Consider the following 8919-nt stretch of genomic DNA (forward strand, 5'->3'; position numbering starts at 1 on the left):
AAGCGCTTTGGGTACTTTGGCGCTCCAAAGTACCATGCCCCCGCGGCATAGGAGCGGATAAAAATATCATTGGAATTGTGTCCCATACGATAGCTTAAAAGGGGGACAAGAAGACTCGAAAAAAAAGCAGCTAAGCTTTACGCTTAACTGCTTTTATATAATCTGGTATGAAAAGATTTTTTTGGAGGCGTTTATTACAATAATCCGTACAAACCGTGGGCATAGTTCCTTAATGACGACGAAACCGTCTTCATTTTATCTGGTGATGGCCCTTTTACCTTATAGGCTTCTGGATGAAGTTCTAAAGGTTGTTCGTTAACTTGTTCTAAGGTACTTTTGTTGCCTAGTGTTGCATTTTGTTCTTCGCTTAATTTTAAAGGTGCCATGATCTTGAATTTATACTAGAGTAACATGATTTTTAAAAATAAGTTTGTCATTTGGTGTTAATTTTTATAAAATTATTTATCAAGGGTCGAAATCCAGTTCTCGGTATCCGAAATTTTGACCGGAACTGCCGAAGCAACGATTTTCAGCACACCTCCGGCATTGATTTCCTCCTGCGTAATATAATTTTTCTTAAAAGGTTTTCCGTTAAGAAAAACAGCTTTGATGTATTTGTTTTTAAGACTGAAATTCTCGGTCTCGATGGTAAAGGTTTTTCCTTTGGGCAAATTATAACTTAACGACGGGAACAAAGGTACGTTAAGATAATAAACGGGCCAGCCCACACAGGCAGGCGAAAATCCACTTGCTGCAAATACATACCAGGCACTCATCGCACCGGCATCGTCATCCATAGTACGAAGATAGGCATGTGGCTGATTTCTATAAATTTTACCGATATAACTGCCAATTCCGCGACTGTTATCGTTAAAATAGTTCTGAATTACTGTATCAGCGGCCAATTGATGCATCCAATACTGCGATTTATAACCCGACTTGGTTACATTGTACATCAACGGCACCTGCAGATCGGGTTCGTTGGCATGGTTATACAGATCGCGGTCAAAAAACTCATCCAGTTTGGAGAGATAGGATTCTTCCCCACCATCCAGTTCGATCAATCCTTTAAAATCGTAAGGTACAAACCACCTGTACTGCCAAATGGTTCCCTGGTATAACCCACGGGCCTGCATGCGGTCTACATCATTTTTGGTCAGATCCTTAAAATCCTTATTCCAGTATTTTTTGTATTCTAAGGCCTTATCCAGATAAAAATCAGATTTCTCCTTATTATTTAAAATCTTAAAAATTTCAGACAGCGCCCAGTTATCATAACTTGACTCCAATGCTTTATCTGGTGATTTATAATCAAGACCGTTCACCTCTTTCACCAACGAATCGGCAATTTTATTGAAGTCGACAGCATAACCTTTACGGTAAGCATCTAGCAATACCACGATGGCGTGTTCTGATCGCACGGTGTTCGAAGGCTCGTTTTGTGTGGCATAATCTTTTTTGCCAGAATTATAGAGATCGGCGATTGAAGTTACCATTCCGGCATACCGGTCCTGCTCAATAAGTGAGAGCAACGGCAATTGTGTACGGTAGTTATCCCATATTGCCCAGCCATTGTATCGGATTTCCTTATCTTTTTGGAGCTCTCCTTTGGTATTGCGGTAAGCACCATCTGTTTCAGAAATCACGTAAGGCGACTGCATGGTACGGTACAAGAGTGAGTAAAAAAGTTTTGCACTTTCCAGATCGCCATTTACTGCAATTTTAGAAAGATTGGTATTCCACTCGGTTTTACTCTGCTCTTTTACAATGTTGAACGGATTTTTATTGAGCGAAGCTTTGGCAGCTTCTACACTTACCGAAGAAAGCGCAATATTGATCCCGGTTGAAGTTACCTCTCCTTTTAAAGCTCCGATTAATTTATGATCGTCGATTACTTTCCATGATACATTATCAGCGATTTCGAGGTAGTAGAATATTTTATATTTACCAGCACCACAGGTTGTTTTTGAAGTGATCCAGCCACTTACTGCATTTCCGTTAACATCATGCGATTCGGCTACAAAGGCACCATTAAAGGCATAAGCCAAATCGAGATAAAAACCTTTGGCCCCTTTCGGAAACTGGTAGGCATGTTTCCCGGCCCTTCCTAAAACGGTAAAGCTGGCTTTAATTTTATTTTCGAACCCAACTTCGTAATAACCAGGTGCTGCCTTTTCAGAAGCTTTAATCAGTTCGCACTGTGCCGGATCGGTACCTAAAAAAGGTTTGATAAAAATATTCCCGCCCGATCCCTGACAACCTACGCCCTCGAAGCGGTTGTGGGTAAAACCCTCAAATTTCTTCGCCAGGTATTCGTAACCGGTATGTGTTTTTGGATAGGTTTGCGGGCCAATGCTCAACATACTAAAGGGCGCTGAAGCTGCCGGCGACATCTGTCCGTGATCGGCAGAAGAGCCTAAAAAAACATTAACCTGATCTACAGGTTTTGCGGTTTTGATCGAAAAATTCTGTGTTTTTTGTTGTGCTAAAACGTTTAACGAAATAAATGGCAGTAAGGCCAGTAATTTAATGGAAAACTTCATTATGGGGTGCTTGTTTGTAATTGGGCCTAAAATAATGTTTTAATGTGAACTAGGTATTATATGTTAGGTTATTTACAAAAAGGAAGTTTTTTATTGCCCGTCACCCTGAATTTATTTCAGGGTCTATCTAGCATGAAAGACCCTGAAACGAGTTCAGGGTGACGATATTTGGGAGAGATTTATCTAGATAGATTTCTCGACCCATTGCTGGACCGGATTTGTAATCCAGTCCATATTAGTATCCTAAATTTATGATCAGGTTTTACCTTTTAGCAGGATTACGAATCCTGAGTTCTTGAGACGGGATTGCAAATCTCGACTAACAATCAATAAAAAAAGCCGCTCCGATTTTACATCGGAACGGCTTTAAATAAATTTATTCCCTTATTATTTAATGCTAACCGGAACAGAGATTTTATCCCAATCCAAAGAGAAACCACTTTTGGTAATTTTATAAACCAAACGCTCTTGTGTAGCTTTTAATGCTTTGGTTTTAACTTCTACACGTAAAGCATCTTTTGCTTCTTCGTATTTGTAGGCACCCCATTGCTTAGGTTCTTTGTTGAAAATTGCTGTCCAGGTTCCACTTTCTTTAGGAATTAAGAAGAAACTGTATTTTCCAGCTGCCAAAGGTTTGCCTTCTACCACGATATCTTTATCGGTTTCGAAAGTTGTAGCTTCGTTTGCACCGGCACGCCATACTTTATCGAAAGCCTCAAGGCCTCCCCAGATTTTGCGTCCTTTTACTGCAGGGCTGCTGTAATTAATAGTGATGGTCGCGTTTTTCACTTTCCCTGTCGCAGTAGCCGCAGGACTTGGTTTAGGCTGAGCATCTTGAGCCATTGCACTTACAGAAACGGTAATTGCTGTAAATAGCAACGCGATTGATTTAATCATCGTTTTCATAGAATTTTATATTTATCTGTTTTTGTTGTTTTTTTGATTTTACGAATTTATGGCTTTCGGTTGAATAAAACTATAATCCCAGTGTCTAAAAACGCTGGAATGGTTTTATTATTTTGCAGGTCATTTTCTATTTTTTCTTCCCTACAAACCTGATTACCGAACCCAGCCCGTTGTGGAACAAACCTTCGTTGAGTTCGATCTCTTTTTCTGCTAAAGTGATGATTTCATAATTAGGGAAATCAGCTTTTATTTCTTCAATAGAAAACAGCATGCCCGGCTCTTTAGGCCCACCAACTTTTTCATTTTTGGCCAGATAAACGAGGTGATTTTTACTAAAAGCTTCAAAAATAATTACACCACCTTTCTTTAAATAACGGCTGATGGTTTTATGGTATGATGATTTGATTGCCGCCGGAAAGTGTGCATAAATGAGTGCTATGGCATCAAACTGTTCTTCGTTGTAATTCAGTTCCTGTAATTCGCCTACCTGATAATCGATACTTACCTGATTATTTGCAGCCAGTTGAAGCGCCTTATTTTTACCTTCAATGCTGATATCAAAAGCTGAAACTTCCCAACCTAACCGGGCAGCAAAAACAGCATTACGGCCTTCACCTTCTGCAGGGAAAAGTATTTTACCGGGATTGAGCTGCTCTAACTGTTCTTTTAAATAGTTGTTCGGTTGTTCGCCATAAGCAAACTCGTCGGTACTGTACCGGTCATTCCATCGGTCAACCCAGGCTTCGTTCATATTTCGCGTAATTTTATTTTAATTGGTTAAAATAAAGGTATCGAATTTTGTTGATGCAACTTAGTTTCAAATATCTTCCTGAAGTAAAAATTGAAGCTACTTGGCAACTTCTGTTTTAGGGTTATAAAACAATAAGCCCAATACCGAAAATAAAATTACAGCAAAGGCACCGATTACGTTTAACCAAAGGAAAGAAACGATATCAAATTCGTACACCGCAATTACGGCTATTTCTGATAAGATTGCCGCGATAAATACCAACGGTCCGTTTATCTTTTTAAAATAAAATGCCACCAGGAAAATACCCAGTATCGGTCCGTAAAAAAGTGAGCCCAGAACATTTACGGCTTCAATCAGCGATCCCATTTGCGTGGCAAACATGGCAACGGCGATAGAAAAAATGCCCCAGGCCAGTGTATGCAGGCGACTATATTTCAATTCGGTTTCGTCGTCTACTTCTTTTTTACCAAAAATGAGGTGCACATCTTTTAATGAGCATGCAGCCAAAGAGTTAAGTGCCGCCGAAATTGATCCCCAGCTGGCCAAAAAGATCACCGCAAAAAGCAATCCGATCATTCCTACCGGGAGGGTATTTTTTACAAAGTATAAAAAGATATAATTGGTATCTGTTTTTTCGGCATTGTAGTTCGATTTATTGATGGCCTCTTCTACCCTGCCATGTAATTCTTTAACCTGCTTTTGGGTTACCCTAAAATTTTCAATAGAAGTATTTAAGGAAGACGACTGTTTATCCTTTTCTTCAAGAATATGCTTTGATTGCTGGCTGAATTTCTGCTCTAATGCGTTATGCTCCTTTTCGAAAGCTGCAGCCTGCTGAGGTTGTGTTTCTTTTAAGTATTGGTAAGAACGCTCGTTGAAATATATAGGCGCAGGTTTTAAAGAAAAGAACGCAAATAATAAGGCCCCGATCAACAGAATGGCAAACTGCATCGGGATTTTAACCAATCCGTTAAGCAACAATCCCATTTTTGCATTGGTATTATCTTTTGCGGTAATATATCTTCCCACCTGGCTTTGGTCTGTTCCAAAATAGGAAAGGGCTAGAAAAAAGCCTCCAATTAATCCGCTCCAGATGTTGTATTTATCTTTCCAGTCGAATTCGGTGGTAATTACATTCAACTTCCCGGATTTTCCTGCAAGGTAAAGGGCATCTTTAAAACCGATCCCATTGGGCATATTCTGCACCAAAAGGTATCCGGCAAAGGCCATAGTACCCAATATGATCAAAAATTGCAGTTTCTGTGTGTGTGCAATGGCTTTCGCGCCGCCAACATAAGTGTAAATTAATAGTATTCCACCTGTTAATATATTGGTTAAATAAATGTTCCAGTTTAAAACACTCGAGAGGATAATACTCGGCGCATAAATACTGATCCCTGTTGATAAACCCCGTGAAAAAAGAAAAAGCAGCGACGTTAAAACCCTTGTTTTTTTATCAAAACGATTCTCCAGGTATTCGTAAGCGGTATAAACGTTCAGGCGCTGAAAAATCGGAATAAAGGTAATACAGATTACAATCATCGCCAATGGCAAGCCGAAATAGTACTGCACAAAGCGCATTCCATCGGTATAGGCCTGCCCAGGGGCTGATAGAAATGTAATGGCGCTTGCCTGTGTAGCCATAATACCCAACAGCACAATGTACCAGGGCATTTTATTATCAGCCTTTAGGTATGAAGCATTACTTTTTTGCCCACGGCCGATAAAAACGCCGTAGGTAACTACCGCAAGCAAAGTAAATATCAATACTGCCCAATCGATACTACTCATGCCCAGAATTTAGTAAAAAGGTAATAGAACACAATCTGGAACAATAACGCAAGTGCGAGTAATATATACCAGGTATTCCATTTTTTAAACTGATTTTTCATTACTTCCCAGCCGACAAAAAGTTAAAAAACAACCTTGCCGCACCAACGTTACCGGCAGGTAACTGCCTGAAAAAGGCCAAAGGCGTGTAAATGAAATTGCCCTTACCATATTTTGCATAAAGCGTTGATCCCTGAAGCGGTTCTTCATCGGTATCGTGCATTTCGAAAAGTGGCTCATATTTAGCATCCCATTTATCAGGAAAATAAGCACCACGTTCCTGAACCCATCCTTTAAAATCGTCGGCGGTAATTTTATTCGGATAATTTAACAGTTTATGTGTAGGGTTTAAAAATTTAACTTCTGCATTTTCTTCGGTTACGCGTTTGCCTCCAATGGTGAACGGATAAATCCCGAAATCCTGTAAAGCCATATCCTGCGTGGTATTGTACTGCATTACAATGGTTCCACCGTTTTCTACATAAGCACGTAAAGCGGTTTGCCAATTTTTAATACGTTTTTCGGTATTAATCACCCTCACGCCTGTTACCACGGCATCATAACTGGCCAGTTTTGTGGCATTCAGGATATCGGCTTCGGTTAATACATCTACCTGCAAGCCTGCCTGCCTTAAAAACTCTGGAATTAAATCGCCTGCACCTTCAATATAGCCGATTTTTTTGGCCAATACTTTTACATCGCCTTTGATCAGCCAGGTAGTAGCCGGAACAAAATATTGCAAAGTTGGTAAATGTGGATATTGGATCAATACCTGTCCTTTCGAAAATTCGTTCGCCTCTGACGAGAAAACGGCTTCGAGTTTATTCTGACTTGCCTTTACTTTGGCCAGATCTTCAACCGGGATCAGAAAATCTTTAGTGGTAATGGTATTTTCGGCAAGATTAATTCCCTGGAAAGTCTTTATCACCTGGTTGCCGATTTTAAAACTCACTTTGCCATAATTGATATTCTTATTTGCTTTTAAACGAAGTGTAACACTTAGCCCCTCTTTTTCTTTGGCGAAGTAAACAGGCTCAGCAAAACTTAAATCAAGTGGTGGGATAATCCTGAGCGCTTCTACCACATCACCTTTAACAGGATCTAATTTTTTATAGGATAAAGGTAAGTTCACTGCAAATTTCTCGCCTTCAATCTTTAAAGATAACAGCACATTAAGTGGCGATTGCATTTCTGGCAGACCGATTAAAGTATCATTGGCCACACTGAAAGTTGCTGCATCTTTTGCAGGTTTGGCCAGCCAATAAGGTTCAGTAAGTGCAGCATCGGCAGGGATCTGGATTTTACGTTCGATGGTAATCAACGAATCGTTTGATAAGTTCCTGTTGAGGTTATCAGTCTGATTTAACCAGTTTACATTTTCGACAGTTACCGGGGTGGCTGATCTCGAAATTAAATTTAAACGGAAATTATATCCATTACCTGCGATAGCCTCGGGCTGATTGGTTACCACTTCGCCCATAAAACCGGCACAGCTTAAAATAATCTGATCGATGGCTGCGAGTTTATCTTTACGAAGACCTGCATCCTGTAATTCGGCTATTTTTTTTCTTAACATCAATAACCCGTGCAGGCTTTTATCGGGCTGATTGTAATTGAATGACAACAAGATAATATCGATCAGTTCGTCGATATCTGCAATGCCTTTATCAGACCAATTGAGGCTTAAACCATCGTAAAGCGTTCTTTTGGCAGGATCGCCCAAAACATGACTGAAATATTCGGAGCGTACACCAGCAACTGATTGTGTTCCGGCACCCTGGCTTTTATGCAGGCTCCGGCTTAAACCGGCCAGCTCACCATAACCCATACCCAATTGTGCATCGTATTGACCAACGGTAACTTTCAACTGGTTTTCGGCAGTGGTATTTACCGAACCAAACCTAAAAGTATTCCATAAAAGTCTTTTTGGCTGCCAAACCGAAACATATTTGAGTTGGTTAGGGAACATATTTTTATCGGCCGCAGCTTTAAAAGCTTTCTCCGCAACCACAGCAGAAGCAGCATGCTGACCGTGGCCTGCAGCAGCGGTTGGTGGAAAACGACAGATAATTACATCCGGTCTGAACTTTCTGATTACCCAAACCACATCAGCCGTAATGCTATCGGCATCCCATTGCTTAAAAGTATCGTTGGTATTTTTGGAGAAACCAAAATCGATAGCTCTGGTAAAAAACTGTTGCGCACCATCCAACCTACGGGCTTCTAAAAGTTCGTGCGTTCTGATCAGGCCTAAAGCAGCGCCTTGCTCGGTACCCAAAAGGTTTTGGCCGCCATCACCCCTGGTAAGCGATAAATAAGCTGTTTCTACATTTTGATCGTTGATCAGCCATGATAATAAACCTGTATTTTCATCATCGGGATGGGCCGCTAAATATAAAACCTTTGGCAGGTGTTTTAAGGTTTTGAGTTCTCTATAAATCTCTGAAGATTTTGCCGGACGTACCTGTTGGGCAGCGCAAAATATTGCAGGAAAGCATAATATAAATATTGCAGTTAATCTTTTAAACATAGTATTTGTTTTGCACATCAAATATGCTTAAAAAGCTTTTAATTAGTGTCACGGAAACGAAAAAGGTACAAATTAGTCCTTAGTCTAGAGTCTTTAGTCCTTAGTCAATCAGTCGATATGATTAGTCATTTCGATACAATCTGTAAAATAGCCTCATCTCGACTGGAACTTAATGGAATGCCTGCCTGTACAGGCGGGGAGAGATCTATCTCGAAGTAGATCTCTCGGCTCTGTTGCACTCCGCTCGAGATGACGGTTTTCTTGTGAAGCTATCGATTTAGCAATAAGAGCAATTAACTAGCTTTAGGTTTGGCGTGTAGCGCTTGGCAATTAACCGATTTAAACAATTAACCAGTTAA

Annotated in this window: 6 protein-coding genes; all 6 read right to left on the minus strand. The window is 40.3% G+C overall.

Annotated elements, in window-relative coordinates:
- Nucleotides 1-194: 194 nt before the first annotated feature.
- The 6 genes from B2V92_RS24340 to B2V92_RS24365 all read right to left on the minus strand — a co-directional run bounded on the left by B2V92_RS24340 (nt 195) and on the right by B2V92_RS24365 (nt 8560).
- Complete coding sequence (locus B2V92_RS24340; protein WP_113947856.1) at nt 195-386, minus strand: hypothetical protein; 192 nt, start codon at nt 384-386, stop codon at nt 195-197.
- Between the two features lie 72 nt (nt 387-458).
- Nucleotides 459-2543, minus strand: coding sequence for a glycoside hydrolase domain-containing protein (locus B2V92_RS24345; protein WP_293313006.1), 2085 nt, complete (start codon nt 2541-2543; stop codon nt 459-461).
- A 387-nt stretch (nt 2544-2930) separates the two neighbouring features.
- The gene (locus tag B2V92_RS24350; RefSeq protein ID WP_113947854.1) at nt 2931-3449 is read right to left on the minus strand and encodes a DUF2911 domain-containing protein; all 519 of its coding nucleotides are present in this window, start codon (nt 3447-3449) and stop codon (nt 2931-2933) included.
- 127 nt (nt 3450-3576) lie between these two features.
- On the minus strand, nt 3577-4200 hold the full coding sequence (locus tag B2V92_RS24355; protein ID WP_293313009.1) for a class I SAM-dependent methyltransferase: 624 nt from the start codon (nt 4198-4200) through the stop codon (nt 3577-3579).
- A gap of 96 nt (nt 4201-4296) precedes the next feature.
- Nucleotides 4297-5991 (minus strand): sodium:solute symporter, encoded by a 1695-nt coding sequence (locus B2V92_RS24360; RefSeq protein WP_293313011.1) that lies wholly within the window; start codon nt 5989-5991, stop codon nt 4297-4299.
- A gap of 100 nt (nt 5992-6091) precedes the next feature.
- Nucleotides 6092-8560 carry a PIG-L family deacetylase gene (locus B2V92_RS24365; protein ID WP_293313012.1) on the minus strand — a complete coding sequence of 823 codons (2469 nt, stop codon included), beginning with the start codon at nt 8558-8560 and terminating at the stop codon, nt 6092-6094.
- Between the last annotated feature and the right edge of the window lie 359 nt (nt 8561-8919).

It is taken from the genome of Pedobacter sp. UBA5917 (assembly GCF_002432345.1).
Classification (GTDB): Bacteria; Bacteroidota; Bacteroidia; order Sphingobacteriales; family Sphingobacteriaceae; genus Pedobacter.